Annotated in this window: 20 protein-coding genes, 1 pseudogene and 1 CRISPR repeat array; of the genes and pseudogenes, 2 read left to right on the plus strand and 19 right to left on the minus strand. The window is 47.8% G+C overall.

Going from position 1 to position 21,103, the window contains the following annotated elements:
- The 11 genes and pseudogenes from C0Q44_RS00005 to C0Q44_RS00045 form a co-directional block, all read right to left on the minus strand.
- A partial coding sequence (locus C0Q44_RS00005) for an alpha/beta hydrolase fold domain-containing protein (RefSeq protein WP_258166100.1) occupies positions 1 to 1,591 on the minus strand: 1,591 nt, incomplete at its 3' end.
- Positions 1,518 to 3,071 (minus strand): extracellular solute-binding protein, encoded by a 1,554-nt coding sequence (locus C0Q44_RS00010; RefSeq protein ID WP_105405496.1) that lies wholly within the window; start codon positions 3,069 to 3,071, stop codon positions 1,518 to 1,520. The genes C0Q44_RS00010 and C0Q44_RS00005, both read right to left, overlap by 74 nt.
- Before the next feature lie 398 nt (positions 3,072 to 3,469).
- The gene (locus C0Q44_RS00015; protein ID WP_308737378.1) at positions 3,470 to 5,293 is read right to left on the minus strand and encodes a DUF4962 domain-containing protein; all 1,824 of its coding nucleotides are present in this window, start codon (positions 5,291 to 5,293) and stop codon (positions 3,470 to 3,472) included.
- 56 nt (positions 5,294 to 5,349) lie between these two features.
- Positions 5,350 to 5,838, minus strand: coding sequence for a hypothetical protein (locus C0Q44_RS31360; protein WP_308737379.1), 489 nt, complete (start codon positions 5,836 to 5,838; stop codon positions 5,350 to 5,352).
- 33 nt (positions 5,839 to 5,871) lie between these two features.
- Positions 5,872 to 6,639, minus strand: coding sequence for an SDR family NAD(P)-dependent oxidoreductase (locus tag C0Q44_RS00020; protein ID WP_105405497.1), 768 nt, complete (start codon positions 6,637 to 6,639; stop codon positions 5,872 to 5,874).
- Between the two features lie 36 nt (positions 6,640 to 6,675).
- Positions 6,676 to 8,511 (minus strand): cache domain-containing sensor histidine kinase, encoded by a 1,836-nt coding sequence (locus C0Q44_RS00025; protein ID WP_258166101.1) that lies wholly within the window; start codon positions 8,509 to 8,511, stop codon positions 6,676 to 6,678.
- Positions 8,511 to 8,906: a helix-turn-helix domain-containing protein gene (locus C0Q44_RS30555; protein ID WP_308737407.1), complete on the minus strand. Its 396-nt coding sequence runs from the start codon at positions 8,904 to 8,906 to the stop codon at positions 8,511 to 8,513. The genes C0Q44_RS00025 and C0Q44_RS30555 overlap by 1 nt, the downstream gene beginning before the upstream one ends.
- A gap of 350 nt (positions 8,907 to 9,256) precedes the next feature.
- Positions 9,257 to 9,550: pseudogene (locus tag C0Q44_RS30560) on the minus strand (response regulator); the annotation flags it as partial.
- Positions 9,551 to 9,587: 37 nt separating this feature from the next.
- Positions 9,588 to 10,466, minus strand: coding sequence for a carbohydrate ABC transporter permease (locus C0Q44_RS00035; protein WP_105405499.1), 879 nt, complete (start codon positions 10,464 to 10,466; stop codon positions 9,588 to 9,590).
- 12 nt (positions 10,467 to 10,478) lie between these two features.
- The gene (locus tag C0Q44_RS00040; RefSeq protein ID WP_374955081.1) at positions 10,479 to 11,363 is read right to left on the minus strand and encodes an ABC transporter permease; all 885 of its coding nucleotides are present in this window, start codon (positions 11,361 to 11,363) and stop codon (positions 10,479 to 10,481) included.
- Positions 11,364 to 11,452: 89 nt separating this feature from the next.
- Positions 11,453 to 11,662 carry a tautomerase family protein gene (locus C0Q44_RS00045; RefSeq protein WP_105405501.1) on the minus strand — a complete coding sequence of 70 codons (210 nt, stop codon included), beginning with the start codon at positions 11,660 to 11,662 and terminating at the stop codon, positions 11,453 to 11,455.
- 553 nt (positions 11,663 to 12,215) lie between these two features.
- Between C0Q44_RS00045 and C0Q44_RS00050 the strand changes: the two genes are divergently transcribed.
- On the plus strand, positions 12,216 to 13,952 hold the full coding sequence (locus C0Q44_RS00050; protein WP_105407546.1) for a methyl-accepting chemotaxis protein: 1,737 nt from the start codon (positions 12,216 to 12,218) through the stop codon (positions 13,950 to 13,952).
- 103 nt (positions 13,953 to 14,055) lie between these two features.
- Here the strand turns inward: C0Q44_RS00050 and C0Q44_RS29945 are convergent, their stop codons facing one another.
- Positions 14,056 to 14,229, minus strand: coding sequence for a hypothetical protein (locus C0Q44_RS29945; protein ID WP_181150794.1), 174 nt, complete (start codon positions 14,227 to 14,229; stop codon positions 14,056 to 14,058).
- Positions 14,230 to 14,329: 100 nt separating this feature from the next.
- Positions 14,330 to 14,461, minus strand: coding sequence for a hypothetical protein (locus tag C0Q44_RS30565; protein ID WP_258166103.1), 132 nt, complete (start codon positions 14,459 to 14,461; stop codon positions 14,330 to 14,332).
- 135 nt (positions 14,462 to 14,596) lie between these two features.
- On the opposite strand from C0Q44_RS30565, the gene C0Q44_RS31665 reads away from it, so the two are divergent.
- The gene (locus C0Q44_RS31665; protein ID WP_374955060.1) at positions 14,597 to 14,806 is read left to right on the plus strand and encodes a CGNR zinc finger domain-containing protein; all 210 of its coding nucleotides are present in this window, start codon (positions 14,597 to 14,599) and stop codon (positions 14,804 to 14,806) included.
- A gap of 59 nt (positions 14,807 to 14,865) precedes the next feature.
- A CRISPR array of direct repeats spans positions 14,866 to 15,374; the repeat unit is 33 nt; unit sequence ATTTCAATCCACGCACTCCATACGGAGTGCGAC.
- A 191-nt stretch (positions 15,375 to 15,565) separates the two neighbouring features.
- On the opposite strand, the gene cas2 is transcribed toward C0Q44_RS31665, so the two are convergent.
- Genes cas2 through cas5c form a run of 6 tightly spaced genes read right to left on the minus strand, consistent with a single transcriptional unit; the run spans position 15,566 to position 21,057 of the window.
- Entirely contained in the window at positions 15,566 to 15,856 is a 291-nt protein-coding gene (gene cas2 / locus C0Q44_RS00060) for a CRISPR-associated endonuclease Cas2 (protein WP_105405503.1), read from the minus strand.
- A gap of 9 nt (positions 15,857 to 15,865) precedes the next feature.
- Positions 15,866 to 16,897: a type I-C CRISPR-associated endonuclease Cas1c gene (cas1c, locus tag C0Q44_RS00065; protein WP_105405504.1), complete on the minus strand. Its 1,032-nt coding sequence runs from the start codon at positions 16,895 to 16,897 to the stop codon at positions 15,866 to 15,868.
- Complete coding sequence (gene cas4, locus C0Q44_RS00070; protein ID WP_105405505.1) at positions 16,894 to 17,553, minus strand: CRISPR-associated protein Cas4; 660 nt, start codon at positions 17,551 to 17,553, stop codon at positions 16,894 to 16,896. The genes cas1c and cas4 overlap by 4 nt, the downstream gene beginning before the upstream one ends.
- Positions 17,540 to 18,409, minus strand: coding sequence for a type I-C CRISPR-associated protein Cas7/Csd2 (cas7c, locus tag C0Q44_RS00075; RefSeq protein ID WP_105405506.1), 870 nt, complete (start codon positions 18,407 to 18,409; stop codon positions 17,540 to 17,542). Before cas7c ends, cas4 begins: the two co-directional genes overlap by 14 nt.
- Entirely contained in the window at positions 18,410 to 20,338 is a 1,929-nt protein-coding gene (gene cas8c / locus C0Q44_RS00080; protein WP_105405507.1) for a type I-C CRISPR-associated protein Cas8c/Csd1, read from the minus strand. It lies immediately after the preceding gene.
- Positions 20,335 to 21,057, minus strand: a complete 723-nt coding sequence (gene cas5c, locus C0Q44_RS00085) for a type I-C CRISPR-associated protein Cas5c (protein ID WP_105407547.1) — start codon at positions 21,055 to 21,057, stop codon at positions 20,335 to 20,337. Before cas5c ends, cas8c begins: the two co-directional genes overlap by 4 nt.
- Positions 21,058 to 21,103 lie beyond the last annotated feature (46 nt).

A 21,103-nucleotide genomic window follows, 5' to 3' on the forward strand; every position in this document is an offset into this window, starting at 1 on the left:
AAGTAACGCTGTCCGTGTAGGGAATAGTGGCGTCAGCATTGCCATGCCGAATCCAGAACGGCGGATCATCTGGTGAAGCATACGTGCCCGGCATGGCAAGTCTGGCCTGTTCCGGAACATCGAATGCGCGATGTCCGCCAAAGAGAGACGTTACCGAGCTATAGTTATTGGCAAATGTCGTCGTAAAATCAGCAGGTCCGTACCAGTCGGCTACAGCCTGCACTTTATCCGAATACTCAGGCCATCCGCCAGAACCTTCAAGATCAGGTACCTCTACCGTTGCTCCTGTATCGAGCACTACCGTATCACCGGCGACCACGTCCCCTGTTGTCCCGAGTAATGCAGCCAGATGGCCGCCCGCAGATGAGCCCCAGACGCCGATACGACTCGGGTCCAGATTGTACTGGGCTGCATTCGCTCGCAAATATCGGATAGCAAGCTTCACATCCTGAATCTGGGCAGGGAAAGCAGCCTCAGATGTCAGCCGGTAGTCCAGAGATACACCGATGTAACCGCGTTTGAGTACATAATTGCATATGGAGTTCAATGCCTGCTTCCGATCCCCGTGATTCCACCCACCTCCATGGATATAGATCATAACTGGCATCGGTTCAGATGCCGCTGTCTCGGAAACCGCAATGGATGAATACATTGCCCGCCCACCAGCCATGCCAATCTCTACATCCTCATATAAAGTTACTCCTGACGGTGGCGTAAATTCAGTAGTTTCTTCTCCAGGCTGCACAGGGGATGGGGCAGGCGTTATGCCTGGGATGGCCTGACCGTAAATGGCAACATTGTCGATATACATATTAGCCTGCATCACACCTCCTGTCCGAAAACGAATGTTCACTGTACTGTTATTGTTCGCTTCCGCACCCAGTGACCAGCTTTTAAGTGTATTGCCCTCTTTGTTCTTCACATCCGGAGTACCTGGAGGAAGTTCATACGTCTCCAGCGTTGCCCAGGAAATACCTCCGTCCTTCGACCACTCAATCATCACGCTTCCACTTATATAGGAGGAAGCACGCGTGTAGTAGCTTAGTCGGATATTTCCATATCCGGTCAGATTTAGCGGCAGCGCGAGGGCATCGGTTCCGTCCATCTTGACCATGTTGGGCAGCGACGGAGCGGTTGTGGAAGAAGACGTTTTGGCCTTGCTCCCACCCGCCCCTTCCTGCAACCAGGGAGCTCTTAATGCAAATCCACCTGTAGAGCCAAAATTATCCGGGTCATCAAAATTTTCCGCGTAAATCTCCAGCTCGGGTCCCTCTGGATCCGGGATATTCTCTTCCTGCGTAGCATTTATAATAGAGCGAGAAACGCCGTCATGCATTGCCCGGACTTCTGGCACGGGAACGATGGTGCCGCTAATAAGAATCACAGACATGGCAACAAGTACAACTCGTTTTTTCCACGTTTTGAACAAGTCATTCACTTGTATCCCCTCCGCACGGTAGTCAAATCTCCTGACATTATGAGACCTTACGATCTGTCCGTTCTCCGGAGCTGCAATACTAGCGACGCGGCAAAGATACCCCTTCACCGTTCTTGAATTTCTGCGTAGCTTCCTCGATGGCTTGATCGCCACCTTTGGATTTCCACTCCTCAATGACCTTGGGCCAATCGGAGATTGGTTCCTTCCCATAAACCATTTTGATCATGTGCGTGAGCAAAACCTGAGGAGGTGTATCCGAATTGGGAGCAATATCGGGATTCTGTACAAAGGTCTCCAAACGTGGATCAAAGTTGATGCCATCCCGGCCTTCTTTGGCTAAAATGGTATCGTATATATTCATTAGCTTTCTGCCTTCTTCGGTCAGTGATAATGAGCCTTTGTTGTACGTTGTGTCCTGTACGAACCATAAGAACGACTGACGGTAACGCTCTTCGTCCACACCCGTGGAATCGGTTGGCGCTGTGTATGAAATCACACCATTATCCTCTGTGTATGTCTCGCCTTCCGTGCCGTACGTGAAGAACTTCTCCGCTTCATCAGACACCATCCAGTTAAAGAAACGGACAATCGAAGCTGGATCAGCGGCATCCTTATTAATAAAGTAGGCACGTGTCACCGGGCCGTACAGATAATAACCGCCTTTGCCATCTGGGCCGACAGGCGAGGGGATAATTTCGATTTTGGCATCGGGAACCGACGCTTTAATCTGCTTCTCCCATTGGATCAGTTCATTGGCGTTCATGGACCACATGCCCGCCTTGCCGGAGAGAATCGTATTTTTGAATACAGTGGAATTGATGGTCGCGAACTCTTTATTAATCAGCCCTTCCTCGTACATCGTCTTATAGACAGTTAGGGCTTGCTGCATATTCTCGTTATCCATGAATTTCGGTACAACCTGATCGCCCTGCTGCTCCATCATGGACAGGAATTGTTGCACGTCATAGGCACCGAAAAAGGTATCTGCATATTTGAAATCCTCCCGTCCCATATACGGGTTCTCCACGCCGAGATTCTTAAAGGCACGCAGAACATCCAATGTTTCCTCAACCGTGGTAGGCACCGGCAGTCCGGTTTGATCCAGCAAATCTTTGCGAATCCAGGTAGCCCGGCGGGATGGATTGGATAAATATTCAGGTATGGCATAGATCTTGCCGTCATGGGTTACCTGGTCCCAAGCTTCCTTTGGCACGGCTTTGAGCAAATCCTGCCCGTATTGCTGCAACAGTTCATCCAGCGGCTGGAATACTCCAGCTTTGACCGATCCGGCCATCTCTTTGCCATTGACGCCACCGTCACCCTGCACCACATCAGGAATATCGTTGGTGGCAAACATTTGGACCATTTTCTGCTCATATTCCTTATGGGGCACCAGGACGATTTTCAGATCAGTATGGGTGAGATCCTCCAGCTTCTTGACCCATTTATCCTTGTTAATGTCCGGCGACTTCTCCACATACGTATACGCCAGCGTACGCAGCGACATGGAGAATTTCGTTATGCCATCTCCCCCGCCCTCACCGGATGCCGTCGTTCCGTTCCCCTTACTGCACCCTGTCATGACGGATGCCGCCAGCAAGATCGCCATGCCTGAGACCATCCACTTTTTCATACTACCCCTCTTTTCATCCGGATTTAGATTTAGGTACTTCTCGTCGGTGAAGCGCTTTCATAAAGATGATAAAACATCCCCACCGCCTGTAACAATGGGGATGTTTTAGATGAGATTGCGTTTTCTTTAGGTCAGTACTCAGAGTTCAACAGCATCCAGTCATATAGCACCTTATAAATTGAACATACAAGCTTTACACTCAGCCACTCCGATTGCAGTCTCCTCTTCCGATCGCTGTTATCCCCAGATTTTTTTTATTCCCTTTCCAAAGGGAAACATCCGGGGATAAGCGTATGCTTCCGATGTAGCTTTCTTACAGAAATCTTTTAGCGAACGCTTCGCTTCTTCAAATGGCTTCTGCACTCTTCGTTCTTGTGTAAATATTCAGTTCATCTTATCTAGTACGTCTTGGATACCTCGATCTTCTTTGTTACACCCTTGTCGGTAAAATAGAGATGGATGCCGTGATCCTGGTCATCGATGAAATAGGGGACATACTTAGGCTCCTGGATCTTATACGGCACAAGTAGAGTCACAATCCTGTGACTTGAAGCTGGCCGTGTCTCCGCGCTTAGATGATAATGCCTTTCCAGCCCTTCGTACTCTGCCGGGTCCACCTCTGCGAATCGATCTGTCTGGCTGAGCGACAGTTCACCGGAAGAAGCATAGACAAACGTCCCCTCTAATCCTGCCTTCATCCCGTTCAGTCGGAAGCTTTGCCCTTTCAGTTGTAGCGGGTGCAGCGCATGGAACAGCCATTGAACGCTGTCCGGCTTCTCCAGATCAATGTGGTCCACAATGACGAAGTAGGATGATTGCAGAAAATGAATCTCCCGCACCACACGTTTCACATGGGGTACGGTGCTGGCATAGGCATCGGTCGCTACAGCACGTACATAACCATCGCCGTCCCGCCAATAGGCTTCTTCAATCTGTCCTGTTGCGGCCATATTCAGCACCTTATTGTTCTCGGCGTACTGTCCTGCTCCACCAATCAGCAGGTTGTTCTTGGAGCGCGTCTGCCTGCGCCATTCTCGGTGGAATGAGCTGCCGTGCGCGATATAGTAGCCCGTATCTGCCGCCAGCGGATCGCCAAACGCATGCAATGTGAAGCTGTTCTGATCCGCATGACTGTGGCTAATGGAGCCGTAGCGACTGGACTTGAGCAACAGCATGATATGCTCATCCGCATTATCCATTCGGTGATGCATCGCCACCCATCCTACGTCCCGGAACCACTTGAGCGGTTCGATGCCTACAGGGGCCTCTTCCTCCACCTGCGGGTAATCATGGCGGTATACCAAGTCGTCAAAGTTAAAGTCCCACCACCCGTAGTTATAAAAAGCTCCCTCTGTCCCCGGATCGGATTGGCGTACACGCTCAAAGTACCACTGGTACCAGCGGTTACCTGTAACACCCGCCAGCTGGCGGACAAGATAGCCTGTTTTCAAGTTGACAGGGTCACCCAGCGTAGACTGATCCCCAAAGCTGGCTCGCCGCGCATCAGGCGGATACACGTAGAGCGGAAAATCCCCGGTACGCTCGAAAAACGGTCGACGGAAAAAGTCGATACCCGCATAGTTTCGTAACAAATTCATCGCTTCCGTCACATAGGCCATGCCTGTTGTCCAGTACATCGGGCCTTCGGCCCAGCCGCCATCACTGCCTCCCCATGGAGAGTATAAACAGGCGAAATAGTCGACGGCATAATCCAGCCACTGTGCAGCCTGCTGCTCTTCATGCAACAAGGCCATACAGCAGGGCACAAGGACAGAGGATAATGAGCGCACCGCATGGCTGTCGTAAGGCACATGATGGATCTTCGAGCGAACCATCACATGCTGTGCCACCTGCTCTGTCCGTCGCATCAAACTGCACCTCACCGCATGTCGCTCTTCGCTGTTCAGCTCATCATGCAGCCAGTCATAACCCCAAGCAAGCGCGGCGGCAACACGAAAGGCCGCCTCATCGTTATAATCGCGGGAGGTCGTTCCCTCCGTATCCCAAGCCGCCACATGTAACAGCCAAGCTTTCGCCGCTTCCAGCAGCCGTTCGTCACGAAGCACCCGGCCAGCGATGCTGAGATGACGAACCGCATATAATACTTCCTGACAGTCAATATACATTTGTCTCCACAACGCAGCGACACGTTTGTTCTCCGGGTAAGGCAGCGGTTCACAGATCGGCTCGCGGTTGGCCCACGGTTCCACGGATTTTGCCATAAACGCATCCCAGCCACAATATGTGGAATCGGACGCGATGCCCTCTACGAGTGACTTTAGCCCACTCTCTCCGAGCCACAGCCGGGGTGGGATGTATCCGTGGAATCGTACCTCTCTGCCCGGGAAGGTAGGGGGGTCTCAGGCAATTCCGTTGGCACCGTGAATCGCCGTACCTCACTCCATGCCGACAGTTCCTGCGGTTTCCCCTGCGAGGCATCTGCTTCGGCTTCGCTTCCTTGCTGCACTGAATAATCTACAAGCAGCGCATATCGCCAATAATAGTCCCCCGGTTCAAATACCCGATCTGGCGTAAAAAAATTATACGGGAGCTGCGCAAAGGTCATCGTCTCTTCTTCCTGAAAAGAAGGGCTCCCCGACACTTGCAGCAGATAGGCATTCTCATCCTCTTGCTGTGCCGCCATCCAGGTAAACCTCGGCGGATTCTCTGCCAGAACGGTATGTTCGTCAGGTGCATAGTCCACATGGAACGGCCCGCTAATGGGTTGGTATAACGGTCTTTCTCCCAGCTTCTGCTTCACTTCCATCGTTCGTCCCCTCCTTATCACCATGATGTAACATCAACGCATATACATCCCGCCATTGATTTCAATCGTTTCCCCGGTTATAAAAGAACCCAGCTCGGAACACAGGTACAACGTCGCACCTGCCACATCCTCGGGATTTCCTTCTCGTCCAAGGGGAATGCTATTTACCGCAGAAGATCGGCCTTCCTCCGAAGTAAACGTAGCGTGGAACGCCGTTTGCCCGATGAATCCCGGGGAGAGCGCATTAACCGTAATCCCGCCAGGAGCCAGCTCTTTGGCAAGCCCTTTGGTTAACGCCATGACAGCCGCCTTGGAGGCTGCGTAAATCGCTGCACCTGGACCGCCCCCATTATGGGCTGCTACCGAAGTCAAATTGATAATTCGACCGCCTCCAGCCATCTTCATGCCAGGAATAACCGCTTTGGATACAAATACGGCGCTCTTCAGATTGACATCCATAATCCGGCTGTAAAGCTCCTCACTCATCGTTTCAATGGGACTCCGCTCCACCAGATGCCCTGCATTATTAACCAGCAGATCAATCGGACCGCCGAAGCGCAGCGTAATATCCGCAACCATCGATTCAATCGCTTCCGTATTCGTCACATCTGCCTGAAATGCCGCTGCTTCACCGCCAGCATCCCGGATCGCGGCCACGACTTCCTCAGCCCGTTCCATATGATGCAGACCATTCACAGCAACCTTCGCCCCGCAACGAGCCAATGCTCCAGCAATGGCGGCGCCAATCCCTCCACTGGAACCTGTTACGAGCGCAATCTTGTTCTGCAAGTTGATATTCATGTTTGATCTTCCTCCCTATTATTGGTTTCAATTCAATTAAATCCGCTTGCTGAGCTGATCCGCCGGAAGTGCCATCGTAATGGTCGTTCCCAAGCCTTCCTCACTCTCCATCATCAAACCGTACGTTTCTCCAAATACCAGTTGAATCCGGCGATGGACATTCATAAGTCCGATGCCTCCGCGATGATAGACATTATCGGATTCTTCACCTGCCAGACGGTTCAGTTCCAGACGGCGACGCAGCTTTTCCAGGCGTGCCTCGCTCATGCCGATGCCATTATCCTGAACGATGATAAGAAAGCGATCTTTCCGACACCGAGCATCGATACGGATAAAGTGACCTGGCTCCATACCTCGCGGAAATGCATGTTGCAGCACATTTTCCACCAGTGGCTGGAGTGTAAGACGAACCATTTTTTCCAGCAACAGATCCGGTGCAATGATGACCTCAACTTCAAGCTCCCGACCCATACGATGCTTCATGATAGACAAGTAGGCCAGCACGTGCTTCAACTCATTGGCAACCGTAATTTCCTCCAGATTGGTCTGAATGGAATAACGGAGCATATGGGCCATCGATTCCACCATTTGTGCAATTTCTTCGGAGTCCTGTACGACGGCATAACATTTGATCGTCTCCAGGGTGTTGTAGAGAAAATGCGGATTGATCTGCAACTGAAGGGCCTGAAATTCCGCACGGTGTCGTTCCAGCGCCTCCTGCTGTAGCTCAATTTCCGACTTTTGGCGACGCAGCTCCGACTCGTATACACTCTCAATCATGTCCGACAAGCGACTGACCATCCGATTATAGCTGCGGATCAGCACCCCAATTTCGTCGCGCCTTTCCTTCATCTCCACCTTGTTCCAGATTCCCTTCTCCGTCTGTCTCATTCCGTTCATCAGCACCCGAATCGGTTCCACTTGGGATGCTCCGATCCGGTAGGCTACAACAAGCGCAGCGAGCAAGGTTCCTGCACCAACCCATAATGTAGCCGAACGGATCGTTGCAATCGGTCTTTGCAGCTCAGAGAGCGGCACAGAAGCGACAAAGCGCCAGTCCGAATAGGCAGAAAGCTCCGATATGAACAGCCGCTTGGTGCCATCCGTGTTCTGTTCCAATGACCCTGCCTCCATGTGCATAAGCCTGTTTACGGTGCTGGACGGCATCGCCTTCTGTGCCTCTTCGTCCCCGGGTGTGTAGATGACCGTTCCGTTCTGATCCATCACATACTGATAGCCGTCCTGACCGAGATCGAGTTCTCCCCAAATGTTGTCAAGCTCCAGCACATTCACTTCCATCGCCAGCACTCCGTTTGGCGTATAGGAGGACACACCCCTGATCCGGCGTGCAATCGTAATGACGTTGGCACTCTGTCCACTGTGAATACTGCGGGTAAGCAATGTCGATTCCCCATTTGCAGGGGTGGCCGCCAGCAGTTCCTTGTACTCCTGTGCCGTGTCGATATCCGGTATGCCGGCTGAATTCTGGTTGTCATCAATCACAACTCGCCCGTTTTCCCCGATAACATACAGGAACTTGATCTGCGGATATAACATAAAAACAGGCGGAAACACGTTCGTTTTAATCTGACGGCTGTACTCGTAATAGGCATAACTGTCCTCCGAATTCATATCAAGGAAGTGCTTCACACTTCCGTTCGAGAGGATGGAGTAGGTCGCACGATCATAATTTTGCAAATACAGATCGGTCTGGTACGCCGTATTACGCATCGTTTGGGCGATGTTGTCCGCAAACTGGTCGTTCATTTCAGTCGAGGCATAGGTATAGATAAACAAACCGATAGCGGACAGGGACAACGTAATCACGATGGCAAAATGAAAGAACAGGCGGATCGACAGGCTGCGCTTCATCATTGAATGCCCAACTTGCTGCGGTATTCGGACGGAGTCAGTCCAGTAATTTTCTTGAATGTCTTGGTAAAATGGGGATGATCCGCATACCCCACTTCGTAGGAAATATCCGTAATCCGGTTGCCCGGCTGTTCCAGCATGCGTTTGGCCAGTTCCATTTTGCTTCGTATGCGGTATTGGATAAAGGTCTGACCTGTCGTCTGCTTGAACAGCTGGCTGAAGTAGGATGGGTTAAGTCCCAGCTTGGCAGCAATCTCATCCAGCGACACTTCACGGCGCAAATGCTTCTCGAGATAGGCTTTTGCTTCTTCCACCGGATGTTTGCGCTTGCCACTGCCCGCTCCTTGATCGTCTTCATTAACGTGTGAATCTCGTTGCCCAGAGCGTCGAAGCACTCTTTTGAGGAAGCGCTTACATTAATCTCCCAGGACGTACTCATCGTTCCGTTACCACGTGCATTCATTCGGGCTACAATCAGTTCCAGCAATTCCTGAAAAAGCTCCGCTGTCTGCTCAGGCATCAAGGCGTATGCCGGATAACGACCAGACCATGCTGCGAGCAGCTCTGTCACATCGGATTGCCTTAACTCCCATATGGCCTCTTCCAGACGCATGGCCCAATCGTTCAGCTCCCTCACGGGTACAAGGGATACCGCAGGCTTAACCTCTTCTGACGCCAACAATTTGAGCAGCTCATGAAGCTCCTGTCGTCCCACAGGCTTGAGCAGATATCGCTTTACCCCGTAATCCATACAGGCTCTTGCATATTCAAAGTCCGAATAACCGGAGATCACAATAATACGCATCTTACTTCCTTGTTCGGATAAACGTCGACACAGCTCAATGCCATCCATCGTTGGCATGCGGATATCCGTAAACAGGATGTGTGGCCGAAAGACCTCTACCACCTGAAGGGCTTCTTCCCCATGCGCTGCCTGCCGAATCTCACAGTCGAACAGTCCCGCTTGCTCAATCATCTTCGCCAGACCCATCCGAATCATCGGTTCATCGTCCGTAATCAAGATTCTGAACATCGCCATTCCCCCGTTTTTCGTCAGATCTATATGCTGCTTGTAGTTAAGATTTGACGGAGCCGACCATGATTCCTTTTACAAAATGCTTTTGCAGGAAAGGGTAAATGATAATGATTGGCAAGGTGGCGATGATAATGGTCGCCATTTTGATGCCTTCCGGCGATGTATGTGCAAGGGTGCTATAGACGGCTGAACCCGGATCGACGGAAATATCGTCACTCTCAAACAGTTTCTTGAGTGTGACCTGAATCGGCCACCAGGCTGGATCATTCAGATAATATAGGGCGGTGGAATACGCATTCCAGTGGCCAACTGCATAGAAAATGCCAAGTGATGCCATGGCCGGTTTGGACAATGGAATGACGATACGCCAGATGATGCCAAACTCCCCACAGCCATCGATGCGGGCAGCGTCGATTAATTCACCCGGCAGCTGTACGAAGAACGAGCGCATGACGAAAAAGTTAAAAGCATTAATCGCTCCTGGCACAATCAGAACCAGTGGATTGTTGACCAGATGCAGCTCTTTCATCAGGATAAAGTTCGGAATGAGCGGCGCCGAGAATACAACGGTTACCAGGACAAACATGACGACTACAGAGCGCCCCTTATACTCTGGACGGGAAACGGGATATGCCAGCGATGCCGTCGCGGCGAGATTGACCAGCGTTCCGAATAATGTCACCCCAACCGATACCGCAAAAGCCCGCCAGAACGAGGCATCCCCGAATACATATTCATAGTTGATCCAGGTAAAAGCAACAGGCCAGAAGCTGACCTTTCCGCCCATAATCGCTTCCGAGCTGCTAAATGATTGGGCTAGGACATTAATGAAAGGCAAAATCATCGTCAACGAGAGTAGCGTAAGAAAAACGAGATTTCCAATGCGGAATATACGGTAACGGACACTGGGGGTACGCATCTATCTCGCCTCCTAATACAGGCTTTCGCCGGTAGTTTTTTTGCTGAAGAAATTACCGAGTAGAATAAGCATTAAACCCACGACAGACTTAAACAACCCGATAGCCGTGGTATAGCTGTATTGCTGTGAGAGAAGTCCGGCTTTGTAGATATACGTATCGAGAATTTCGCCAGATTCCAGATTGAGCGGATTCAGGAATACAAACACACGCTCAAAGCCCAGATCAAGGAACTTCCCGATGTGCAGCAGCAGCAGAATCATAATCGTCGGCAGCAAGGATGGTAGGGTAATGGACCATATTTGCTTCAAACGTCCGGCTCCGTCCACCTCTGCCGCCTCATACAGATCGGGATTGATCCCCGCAATGGCAGCCAGGAAAATAATCGTGCCGTACCCCGAATCCCTCCAGATTCCAGAACCGATCAGAATGGAACGAATATACGAGTCTTCTCCAAGGAAGTAGACCGGCTGCATCCCCAGAAATACAAGTGCCTTGTTGACCACCCCGGCGTCCATCGAGAAAATACCCATGAAGATTCCGCTAATGACAACCCAGGACAGAAAGTGAGGCATGTATACAATCGTTTGCAGCAACCGCTTGAACATAATCATCCGCACTTCATTAAGCAGAATCGCCAGCACGATGGGTACCGGGAATGCAATCACCAGATCATATAGTCCAAGCAGAAGTGTGTTATTCAGAATTTGCAAAAAATCATAATGGCTGAACATCTTCTGGAAATGCTCCAGTCCTACCCAATCACTTCCAGTAATGCCTTTGAAAATGTTGTAGTTCTGAAACGCAATGACCGAACCGAACAAAGGTACATACTTGAAGAGGAAAAAATACAGGATGCCCGGTACTGAGAGCAGATATAGTATCCGGTATCGCCACAGATAACGTCCCGCATCTCCGAACCGAGTGCCTAGACCAGACGAGTGAAGTCCAGTTGTTCCCCGGCTTGGTGGCACGATATCTGTCGGCTTCACGTCTCCTCCCCTCCTTGCTTCTGTGACTGCATGCTTCTCAAGTTATCAGGAACGTTCTCGTCCCATGGGATTTCATTGAACTCGATGGAGATGTAATCCGGCTCGCGTTCGATAATACGCGAGAGCTCGCGTGTGAATACCTCCACGATCTCCTGCTTTTGCTCATCCGTCCTGCCTTCATACAGCCTGATCGTAATTTCTGGCATCTGAGTTAAGCTCCCTTCATTACATGATGTAAACGCTTTAACAACTTCATCTTAGCGCTCCTGTCGAAGGGCAACAATGGACTGTCTTTTCGTTCACTTGTGTTTTCTTTAGGTATTAACAAGCCCAGAAGGCCCCCATACAAACGGAGGCCCCATGGATCAGCATATTCTGATCGCCATGGGAAATCTTGCATTAATAAACGAAATAATAAAGAAACAAAACGAAAATACGTCTATAGAACCGGTACCTTAGAACTATTTTTAATCTAAAAGCTAATGTTAATATGACTTTATAACGATATACTTTAGGAAGTAACTTACCTGGGGTGCCTATAAGTGAAGTAGAAATTGAATCCAATGTAAGAACCCTCAACCCATTGAGAGCATGTCACGTAACAACAGCAGAATTCAGAACCATAGAAGTTGCACGATATCCATTCTCCACTAGACATTCGTTAGATTACATAACGTATAGCATCCCATCCAGGTATAGTCCATTTTCATATTTGTAGAAGGAGTGAACAATTTGTTAGCTAAGCTTCGCTGGAGTACCATGCCTTTCTTCATCAAAAATTTGGTGATCTCATTCGGTAGTATCATGTTGATCGGTGTTATCCTGATTACTGCCGCGTATCAGTTGCAAAAAAATATTCTGGTTGAACAGTTGCACGACCAGGCAACCGTCATCACCCAGAAATGGTATGACGATCTGGACACGGCCAAAGTGGCCGAAGCGGCCAAGGAAAAAAGCTACTCCGGTCCAGTGCAGCAGGAGATGAAAACCTACCTTGATTCCATTCACGAGTTTTATCCAAACATCGCGCAGGCGTACATTTTTGGTTCGGAACTTGAACAGGGAAACGGAACATCCATTATCGCCATCCCGACCAATCTGTTGGAACCTTTTGAGGAAGGTAATCTACCCGCTGGTGCCATGTACCCGCTACCCGAGAATAACGTCGTCGTACTGAAACAAATGAAAGTGGATGGAAAGCCTTCTTTCAGCGATTTCTATAGCGATGAGTACGGGACTTGGACCACCCTGATGTATCCGATCAAAAACGCAGATGGTTCTATATACGCAGCTCTTTACTTCGATGTCGATGCCAGTGCCGTTCCAAAAGGTCTAGACAAACTGCTGACGTACGGTTTGATGTTCCTGATCGGTTTCCTGCTTTTGTTCATGGTGTTGCAATTCATTTTGCTGAAAAGAACATTGCTCCCGATTCGCAACTTGATGAAGGGAATTGAGGAAGTCAGCACAGGCAATCTGGACGTAATCATTGATACAGGTCGAGACGATCTGGGAATCATTAACGAGAAGTTCAATGCGATGATCCATCGATTCAATACAACCATATATAAAGTACAGAATACTTCTCATCACCTCTCGGAATCTTCCAAACAACTCTTGGGCATTAGCGAGAAGAATAATGAGAACATTCAATCCATTAGCAGCAATATTCGGGAAATATCCACAGGACTGGTGTCACAAGACAAAGCTACCGTAGAGAACGCTCGCGCCATGACCGAGATGTCAACGGTTGTGCAGACAATCGCCAGCAGCTCAGCTGATGTGGCAGACGAAGCACTCAGCATGGAGCAACGCTCCAGTTCGGGTAACGTAGTTATGCAGCAAGTTATTGAGCAGATGCGCCTGATCTCCGGTGCCGTGCAAAATACGTCAAACTCCATTCAGTCTTTGGAAAATAACTCGAACGAAATTAGCAATATTGTTAATCTGATCACGGAGATTGCCGGGCAAACCAACCTGCTGGCGCTCAATGCTTCGATTGAGGCCGCTCGTGCGGGCGATGAAGGAAGAGGCTTCGCCGTTGTTGCAGGTGAGGTACGTAATCTGGCGGAACAATCCCAGGAATCAGCTAAACAAATTCGTCAATTGATTGAAGAAATCCAACGGGATATCGTTCATTCTTCCGAGGCGATGCAGTTAGGTTCTAAGGAAGTAACAAAAGGCTTGGAGGTCACTCAAGAGACCGGCGTATTCTTCGAAAACATTCTGAATGCTACGAATAAGGTCGCGAACCAGATTCAGGATATCTCCAGCTCTACCGAAGAAATATCCGCCAGTACCCAAGAAATGTCTGCCACGGCTGATGAACTATCTGCCAATGTCAGTAAGGCTGCCAGCAGCAGTAAACAAATCGAGCAGTCCATTGAAGAACAGGAAGTCTCCATGGCTGCCATTGTGAGTGCATCTGACGAGCTCTCGGTTGTATCCGAGCAACTGCAAGAACTAATCTCGTTCTTTAAAGTACGCGCAGAGTAAATGAACAATATTGAATAAAGTTAAACAAGCAGGGCACAACAAAAAACCAAGATTGGCGGGCTTTTGCCCCGGTCTTGGTTTTTTTGCTGTTGAACATCTTTCACTACAATCCCGCAGCGCTTTGAGTTGTTTCCTCTGCGGATAATAAACTATTATTCTCTACAACGCGAAACTGCGCCTTATACCCCTTTAGTTCATAAACGACAGTTCCAATCGAAAGAAGTGCCGCATCCCCATTCTCTGTTACGTGATCCGTACATGCATGCTCGTTCAGCATGTAGGTTACTTCCCCTACCCTGTTCCCAATTTGCTCTGCTGGTACCCTTTTGGTTTCCTCATTCTTTTAAAAATATGTAATATTATTGATCATTAGAAAATCAATCCAATCCAGGGTTCCCGGGCATGGCTTCGTTATTTCCTTTGACACTGCTTCCGTATCCGGCTTCAACCATCATGACTAGAATTAAAAGGATGCTCAGACGCTGGCTCCAATTTTTAAATGGTTTCAAGATCAATCACCTCAACCTAGTAGACGAGATTACGAATGATATAGTTACCAGTTTTTTTAGAACCACTAATGCAAGTTTAACAAGTGCCTACTTTAATACATCAATAAGCATGTTGCAAAATGTTCTTGTCACATCTTGAGTATCCGAATCTTACGAACCATCTGTTCATTTGTATTAGGGAAAGAGCTAGCCAAATATGGAAGATCACGTCTTAAAGAGTGTGCCTCTAAGCCTTGCGAGGAAATGTTTATGGATCATTCCAAAAACGGGCAGCATCGCTTCTGTAGCAAACGTTGTTCCAACCGTTACCATATCAAAAAACACAGACAGCTTAGCCACCTGTGAAGTAATTATTCGTATGGGGAGCAGTTAGATAGCGAAGCCATGCGCGGCTTCTTATCAAGATTTCAATCCATGTACTCTATACGGAGTGCGACGAGCTAAATCGCTAACAAACATAGTGTCTTCAAAATTTCAATCCACGCACTCCATACGGAGTGCGACGAGTATATCAAGATCGAGGGCGAAGACCTTGTATGGATTTCAATCCACGCACTCCATACGGAGTGCGACAGTTTGTTTAACAAAATGCAAGAATATGATAAGTGATTTCAATCCACGCACTCCATACGGAGTGCGACTCGCGGTCATTTAGCGTCAATGGTAGGTCTGCCAAATTTCAATCCACGCACTCCATACGGAGTGCGACCCAAGTCAAATCAAGTTGCCATAACACCTGTAGAATTTCAATCCACGCACTCCATACGGAGTGCGACTGCATGGTATGCAAGAGAGGCGTTCCAACAAGTATTATTTCAATCCACGCACTCCATACGGAGTGCGACATGATCATAATGATTTAGGATTTCCATCCATGATAATTTCAATCCACGCACTCCATACGGAGTGCGACAGCGAAAAAGAACGTATATACAGCAACCCAATAGTATAATTACGTTTTTTCGATACTTTCACATCTAACGTAGGCTGTATAATCACAACTTACCGAAAAATCGTTGCCAAAAGGTCACAATAAAGACCTTTTCGACAAATTCCGAGGTGCGAATCCCCAGGGAAATCATGTGAGCTTGGTATTCGCACCTGCTAAAGTATTAACGGATCACCCATATCATAGGAATCTTTGGCACCCACATGTTGAACTTTACTTTTGTAATTATCACCTAAGTTATAGAATCGAAGACTATCTGTATCCTTATCAATTAATTCTTCCAGTTCGAATCTTAATCGTCTAAACTGGGCAGCATCCAGTATACATTCAAACACCGAGTTTTGTACTCGCTGACCGTAATCCACACACTTTTTCGCCACTTTAGATAGTCTTCTACGGCCTTCACTATCTATCGTGCTTACATCATACGTAATCAAAATAAGCAATCGTCACACCTACTTCCAAAGAAATGGTGGATATTCATCCAGATCACCGCGTATATATCTTGCCAGTAATAATGCTTGAGTGTATGGTACAAGCCCCCAAGGTATTTTTTCATTCAAATACGGATGCATAATCTTCTCCTGTTTGCGCTCCTGCCATGCTTTTAACACTTTCTTTCGTGTATCATCATCCATAATCACTGCGAGATTTTCTTTAACATAAAAACCTTTATCGTTAACTACCTTTTTATTAATGAGAGAAAGTACAAATCGGTCTGCGTACACTCCTCGAAGTTCCTCCATCATATCCAGTGCAAGTGAAGCTCTGCCAGGACGATCCCGATGCAAAAAACCAACGTATGCATCAAGTCCAACAGATTCAAGTGCAGACTTCATGTCATTAGCGAGCAAGGTATAGGCAAAGGATAATAACGCATTTACTTTATCTAAGGGAGGTCGCCGACTGCGTCCGTAAAAGTAAAATGACTCCTTTTGCTGGAGAATCAGATCATCGAACACCGAGTTATATTGCACGGCAGCCGATCCTTCCAATCCGCGCAATACGTCCAATTGCTCCACTTTGCGTAACAGCTTCATCGTTTCGCCAAGCGACTCCGTAACCTTCTTGATTCGTTCCGTGTCGATACGTAGTGCATAATCCCGTGTGGCTCGTTCCAGAATCCACTTGTTGTTGTATAACTTGCCTGTAATCATATTACGGGCTAACCGCGCGCTACGCACCTCATCGTCCGAGATACGGTACTGCTCCTTCCGCAATACCACATTTCCTCGATCCTCACCAATCACCCGTGCGAGGAATCGCCCCGTTCGTGTCATAAACGTCAAACTAACATTGCGTGTCGCACAGGCCCCCATCAGTGCTGGACTTACTCCAGCATAACCAAAGGTGCATACGGCCTCCAGATTATGTAGCGGATAGCGAGCAAGAATTTCCTCCTCCTGCTTCACCACAATGTTTTCCCCATCCAGTCCAAGGTATGTATCGGGTAATGTTACAAATAAGGTATTCAGCAGTTTTTTCATTCATTCAACCTGCTTTCGATGTAACTTGAAACGGAGCGTTTATTCAAAATATCAGGTACACATATGTTGTTCAAAGAACAACTTAGGCAGTGTGGTCCTGCTTTGGCTTTGGGTGTATGGTTCCGTTCAAAATAATGTCTCATCTCTTGAACACTTGCCCTCACGCGTTCCCGATCTGTCGCAGTAATGATAACTTCAATCCTATGCTTGATCTCGTCATAATAAAAATAGGCCTTGGGAATATCACATACGAGCATTTCTTCGAGACATATGACTTGTGCTACCAATTGGGAGTGATCCGAATCATTTCGTTTGGGTTTGCCACGTTTGTATTCAACAGGATAAGGAAGGTATAACCCTTCCTCTCCTGCAAGTGGAACTCCTGATGGATCACGAATGAATTCAACCACATCACAGATGCCTGTGATCCCAAGTTCCCTCGATTGCACCGGAAGCGCACGAACCACCAGTTTATCACCTCGTTTTTCCCGAAGCGCTGGTTGATCTGCTTTTCGATGCAGATGAACACCCTCAATGGTGCGCACGTTGTCTTCCCACTGCTGTTCGATATGAATTAATGCCCACTGCCTTCTGCAAAAGTTAAAATGCTGAATCCCCGAAAGCAACAGATAATCCTCTTCGTTATAGTCCTTCATATTCTTGGACTGCCAAGCCTTCCAGCGGCACCACTATATAATCATAATCATCGTAAGACTTTGCTTCGGCTACGTCTGGCTTCAATTCAATTTGCAAAGAACGATGTACCTTCGCAGATGAATACTGCCCCATTTTGGAACTATGCTCCCACCAGTACAGTTGGTGAACCTCCATGCTGCCATCAGGACGGGCCGAGGACGTATCATTCTCGAATAAGGTTCTCAGTGATTCACGAATTTTCTCTGCGTCTTCATATGTAAATCCGGTCTTCTCTGCCAGTTGCGTGTTGATACTTCCATAAAAAACATAAACTCCAAAATCTACGCGGTGTTTCATGCCCATCGTGTCTGAACCTTTTTTGTCTGGATCTTTAGCTGTTGTGACAGAGTTAACGCTCTTGGTAATTTGCATGCTTGAGATGTCAATCCGATCCAAACTAACCGCCGTATGAATCGATACCGGACCCCGAATCCCCACAGATACATCTGTGCCACTAAAAGCAAATACTTGTCCAAAGCTACGTACGTCAATCCAAGACTGGCAAGCGGCTTCTGCATACAAATCCTTATTTGCCTTTTTACCTTTGGCATGCTCTTGTACATTCTCATTGGCATCGACACGATCTTTAATGGAGCGATGAGCATCATTACGTTTTTCATCGGATTGCACCAGAATGGACTCTCCCATATCCTGAAGGCGGTTACGGATTTTACGCTTGATACATACATCCGAGATTTCTCCTAAGCCATCGTAGTTCTGACGAGGACGGTTACCATTCAATGGATCACCATTCGGGTTGGCATTACGAACAGACAGTACAACAGCAAAATCGATTTTGTGATCAAGTGTACTCATTTAGTTATCTCCTTGTTCGTTCAATTGGTTTTCATCGTCTTTATCAAGTGCAGCTGCGGCTTCCTTATCTTTCTTGCTTGTATATAAATCGTTACGCTGGCTGTAAAAGCCCAGTAGGTATAATCCCGTGAGTGGTTTGTCTGTAAAATCTTCCAACTGTAGTTTAGCCCCAACTTCATCCAGCAACGTATTATAATATCTGGCACCAGTACCCATTCTCGCTTGATAAGGTTGAAGATTAGATTGAATAATGCTCCAAGTTCTCCCTGGGCGTTGAGCAAAAGCGTTCATATATCGAATAGCGTTTGTGGCTCGTTTTTCTTCCTTACCTAGAGCACTTCTCTCTAATACATCTGCAATGGCAAGCATTCTGCCAAATAAATAACTACGATCTGTTGCTTCAGTATTCAGACTCACCCCATATCCCTCCTTTTTGTTAACAAGCGCACATGTAATGCTCAATGTTTTCTCCCATTCCCAATTTTCCATGCCTACCGGGTTGGATGCACGATGGATGGAACTGCGAACGATATCCAGCGGAATGAGTCGCTCATCTATGATACATGGGAGCATTCGCTCCATTAATCCCTTAACTACCTTGTCACTGGCTCGTGGACCATAGGCTGCAAATGCAATGTCTTTGGTCGCAGGCGCCCCGATAAACGAGACGGGTTTGTCGTTTTTATTTTTCCGATAACGATGTATCCAGTAACAACTCTCATGCCAGGCTGTTATCCGGTCCAGATACTCGTTCTGATCTAAATTACGATAATACATAATCGACATTCTGCCTGGTGTAGCCGCATCCAGTGTCATAAGGGTCACTTCATGTTTGGAGTTATACTTCCCATCGTATCGGTAACCGCCAATCGCCTTCCTGATTTGCAAAGCAAACTCCTTATGAGTTGTGTCCCCACCAGGAAATGCTTCCTCATCATCCTCATCCCACAAGCTAAATGTATCTTCTTGAGGTTCTGGCATATCCAGACTCGTGCTTCCCCACACCAGAAACACTTTGCCATCAATCGTGGTTCCTTGTCGATCAATGAGCCACTTCAGAGCGTTATGCCCCTTCTGTGAGGCTTCGTAGCTTACTACCGCTGCATCACGACTGGTACGAAAACGGCCCCGATACGTAAATCCACTAGAGTCATTAGCTGAGATCAACTTAGATTTATCTCCCGAATGTCGTATACGGGAAGCATGTTTGTCCGCAACGGGCAGTTGTTCTCCTGTCACGAAACAGATATCCGTGTCTTGCAAACTCATTTCGTAAAACTGGATAAAGGCTTGTTGTACCGAAGCATCACGCCATAATCTGGATTCGGGTTCTCCCGGAATATCTACAGCAAATCGAACAAATGCCCCACTCTGATCTGCTGCGATGACATTAAATATTTTCGGTTTCTCGCCTTCCTGGTCACTTGGTCCTGCGATCCACTTCTCCAGTAACCTTCCTTGACTATCCTTATGAAGTATCCCTCTGTCGACTAGATCAGCGATTAGCGTACCTTTGCTAACATAGTGAAGTACGCTCTGTACTTTAGGATGACTAAATGGAGATTCACACCAAGCCTTCAGTTGATTCACATAATCCTGATACGGTGTTCCCTTGGCTTCTCCGCAGAACTGAGTGTAATCTCCTGCAACATAAGATAACTTGTCAAAAAGCGGATACGGTACAGGCGCACTCGTTCGGCTTGCAGATGCTTCGGTGCAAGGAATAATCGTGCTGTCATCATTCTTTTCTACCACTTTGGCATTTACGATATCTCCTTTTCCATTCAGATGAACTTCAATATGTGCGGTCTGTGTTGTGTGCGAGATTGGAATCAGAGCGTATTCCTTGCCATTTTTCTTCATTTCAAATTGTCCGACAACCTTAGCGTGATCATCATACGTTTTGCTTAAATTGGCAAGCCAACTCATTCACTCACCTCATTTCCAAACCATTCTGAATAAAGATCATCTACAGATTGCATATTCCCTGCATCGAATATTTTAGCTGTACCTTCTCCCACTTTGCGTACCAATGTGCATTCATCCGGTCGGATAAATTGAATGACACCATGCTGCATTTTCGCTTTCCACAGACGAACCTCTCGCTCATTGCTTCCTGTTTCATCCGGGTAACTGATTCCATGCAGCATCGTGCCAAAATCAAGCTCACCTATACGATCGTAGAAACTGTCATCTTCACCAAAATGGCACGGTTCTACGTACCCCTGACACTCACGGGTTCCCAGAAAGATATCTCTTCGTCCCCCAACCTGAACTGCTCGTTTGGCGATATTGTGATGTTTATGTTCGTTCTGGTCATGTACCAAATCTTCACGATGCGGATTGAATATAAAATGGGCCTTGACCTGATAACGCACATCTCTTAAATAGGTGTAATAGGCCAGTGTGTTGCCCCCGCTATATTCAATCGGACGCATACCCTTTGATTCGGTCTGAATTGGATTCATAATACGGACTTCATCTACAATCCAGGTCAGGGTTGGCTTCCAGTAAATAGATTCCACGATCCCTTTGAGGGCTTGGTATGTAGGAATCTGATAAGAGAATTTTTCTCCACCCAACTTGGTGAGTGGATCGGTGAATAACGCATATTTTCCCGAAACCTCAAATTCGATTTGATTTCTCAACATTTCAGCTCCTTTCTATGGGGATAGGAGGGAGAAACATGTGTCA

The organism is Paenibacillus sp. PCH8 (genome assembly GCF_002968835.1).
Taxonomy (GTDB): domain Bacteria; phylum Bacillota; class Bacilli; order Paenibacillales; family Paenibacillaceae; genus Paenibacillus.

Bases quoted from the DNA above. Each gene is read 5' to 3' on its own strand.
- C0Q44_RS00010 (WP_105405496.1), bottom strand. From the start codon at position 3,071: ATGAAAAAGTGGATGGTCTCAGGCATGGCGATCTTGCTGGCGGCATCC.
- C0Q44_RS00015 (WP_308737378.1), bottom strand. From the start codon at position 5,293: ATGGCAAAATCCGTGGAACCGTGGGCCAACCGCGAGCCGATCTGTGAA.
- C0Q44_RS31360 (WP_308737379.1), bottom strand. From the start codon at position 5,838: ATGGAAGTGAAGCAGAAGCTGGGAGAAAGACCGTTATACCAACCCATT.
- C0Q44_RS00020 (WP_105405497.1), bottom strand. From the start codon at position 6,639: ATGAATATCAACTTGCAGAACAAGATTGCGCTCGTAACAGGTTCCAGT.
- C0Q44_RS00025 (WP_258166101.1), bottom strand. From the start codon at position 8,511: ATGAAGCGCAGCCTGTCGATCCGCCTGTTCTTTCATTTTGCCATCGTG.
- C0Q44_RS00035 (WP_105405499.1), bottom strand. From the start codon at position 10,466: ATGCGTACCCCCAGTGTCCGTTACCGTATATTCCGCATTGGAAATCTC.
- C0Q44_RS00045 (WP_105405501.1), bottom strand. From the start codon at position 11,662: ATGCCAGAAATTACGATCAGGCTGTATGAAGGCAGGACGGATGAGCAA.
- C0Q44_RS00050 (WP_105407546.1), top strand. From the start codon at position 12,216: ATGCCTTTCTTCATCAAAAATTTGGTGATCTCATTCGGTAGTATCATG.
- C0Q44_RS29945 (WP_181150794.1), bottom strand. From the start codon at position 14,229: ATGCTGAACGAGCATGCATGTACGGATCACGTAACAGAGAATGGGGAT.
- cas1c (WP_105405504.1), bottom strand. From the start codon at position 16,897: ATGAAAAAACTGCTGAATACCTTATTTGTAACATTACCCGATACATAC.
- cas4 (WP_105405505.1), bottom strand. From the start codon at position 17,553: ATGAAGGACTATAACGAAGAGGATTATCTGTTGCTTTCGGGGATTCAG.
- cas7c (WP_105405506.1), bottom strand. From the start codon at position 18,409: ATGAGTACACTTGATCACAAAATCGATTTTGCTGTTGTACTGTCTGTT.
- cas8c (WP_105405507.1), bottom strand. From the start codon at position 20,338: ATGAGTTGGCTTGCCAATTTAAGCAAAACGTATGATGATCACGCTAAG.